Here is a 1,880-nt window from a genome sequence, read left to right as displayed (position 1 = left end):
CGGAGCCGCGACTGAAGCCGCGGGTCTCGGCCTCGTCCTCTTCCTCGACGGCGGCGCGGCCCTGAGGCGTCTCCATGCTGCGGCGCTCCGAGGAGGCGCGCAGGGTCTGGTTGATTTCCTCGATGTCCGGCAGCAATTCACGGCGCGAGCTGGCTGCGGCGGCGGCGGCGGTGCCCTCGGGCGCCGGGGCCGCGCGCGGCGTGGGGTCCGGCTGAGGCTCGGGCTCGGGCGCAGTGGGAGGCGTTTCGGCAAAGCTGAAGGACTCTGACTCGTCCTCCTCCTCGCCACGCATCCTCGCCATGCGTTCGCGCGCCTCCCGGCTGCGACGCTCGCTGTCGTCCTCGGAGGGCTCGGTCAGCCCCAGCTCGGTCTGGGTTTCGAGGCTGCCCGCTTCGGAGGCGCGACGGCGGGCCTCGCGTTCGGCCTCCTCGCGCAGAACTTCGGCCACCGAGGGGTCGAGTTCGCGGCGCGGCCGGGGACGCGGCTGCGGTGCGGGAGCCGCCTCCGGTTCGGGCGCTGGTTCGGGTTCGGGGGAAGGATCCGCGACGGCGGCCTGCTGTTCTTCGGTTGCGTCGAGCGCTTCTTCGAACGCGTCCTCGAAGTCTGCCTCGGGCTCCGCAGAGGCCTCGGGCGCGTCCTCCGGTTCAGGCTGCCAGTCCTCGTCCGGGATGGGCAGGCCAAGCTCCTGCGCGAGCTCGGGATCATCGTCGGGATGGGCCTGGAACCAGGTGTGGCCGCAATTCGAGCACTGAACGTCACGCCCGCCTTCGGGAATGACATTCGTCGGTACTTCGTATTGCGCGCCGCAATTCGGGCATATCAGCCGCATCTGGTCCCCATATCCTGCCAAGGGTCTGCTGGTCCTTGTTGGATCACAATAAGTTACCGCCCCAAGTCGTGAAAGCCTCTTTTCCGAAACCCCGGCGGATTGCATATGCGCCGCGGCTCATGCACAACAGGGCCTGATTTCGGGATGGTGGAACAAGCGTGATCGAGCTCGACAATGTGGCCTACAGCTATGGCGGCGGAGAGCTTCTCTCAGAGCTGTCGCTGCAGCTTGCCCCCGGCTCCTTCCATTTCCTGACCGGCCCCTCGGGCACCGGCAAGACGACGCTGCTCAAGCTCTGCTACGGCGCGCTGCGCCCGACCGCAGGGCAGGCGCGGCTCTTCGGGACCGATGTGCGCGAGATGGACCGCGATGCCGTCGCCCTGAGCCGCCGCCGCATCGGCGTGGTGCACCAGGATTGCCAGTTCCTCGATCATCTCACGCTCGCCGAGAACGTCGCCCTGCCGCTGACCGTCGCCGGGGAGCCGATCTCGGCGCAGGATCAGAACCTGCGCGAGCTCTTGGGCTGGGTCGGGCTGTCCTCGCGCGCCAATGCGCTGCCGCCGGAGCTGTCGGGCGGCGAGCGTCAGCGCGCCGCGCTGGCCCGTGCGGTGATCTCGTCGCCCGAGGTGGTGCTCGCGGACGAGCCCACCGGCAATGTCGACTGGGAGATGTCGCAGCGCCTGCTGCGTCTGCTGATCGAGCTCAACCGGATGGGCGTGACCGTGCTGATCGCGACGCATGACCTGCAGCTGATCCGTGCCGCCAAGAGCCAGGTGCAGGCGCGGGTGCTGCGCATCGCCAACCGCAGGCTGCAATCGGCGGGGGTGGATCTGTGAGGATGTCGCTGCACACGCTTAGCGCGCTCGGTCGCGGCGACAAGGCCGCCGACCGCGTGGTGCCACCAACCGGTTTCACCGCGCGGCTGACGCTCTTCGTCTCCGCTGCCATGGCCTTTCTCGCGGTCTTCGCGCTGGCGCTGTCGCTGGCGGCGGGGCGCCTTGCCACGAGCTGGGGCGACGAGTTGGCGCGCGCCTCGACGGTGCGGATCTCG

2 protein-coding genes and 1 pseudogene are annotated in these 1,880 nt (G+C 69.3%); 2 read left to right on the top strand and 1 reads right to left on the bottom strand.

Translation table 11 applies throughout. From position 1 onward, the window contains the following. Positions 1-829, bottom strand: an 829-nt coding sequence (locus R2601_RS03255) for a zinc-ribbon domain-containing protein (protein ID WP_007793503.1), incomplete at its 3' end; no start/stop codon positions are given. Positions 830-987: 158 nt separating this feature from the next. Between R2601_RS03255 and R2601_RS03250 the strand changes: the two genes are divergently transcribed. Together R2601_RS03250 and R2601_RS03245 are read left to right on the top strand one after the other, a co-directional pair. Continuing rightward, entirely contained in the window at positions 988-1,665 is a 678-nt protein-coding gene (locus tag R2601_RS03250; RefSeq protein WP_007793500.1) for a cell division ATP-binding protein FtsE, read from the top strand. 2 nt (positions 1,666-1,667) lie between these two features. Further along, a pseudogene (locus R2601_RS03245) lies at positions 1,668-1,880 on the top strand (cell division protein FtsX); the annotation flags it as partial.

Origin of the sequence: Salipiger bermudensis HTCC2601 (assembly GCF_000153725.1) — a bacterium.
Taxonomy (GTDB): domain Bacteria; phylum Pseudomonadota; class Alphaproteobacteria; order Rhodobacterales; family Rhodobacteraceae; genus Salipiger; species Salipiger bermudensis.
The sequence above is the reverse complement of the archived record's forward strand: the minus strand, read 5'-3'. Positions and strand labels throughout refer to the sequence as shown.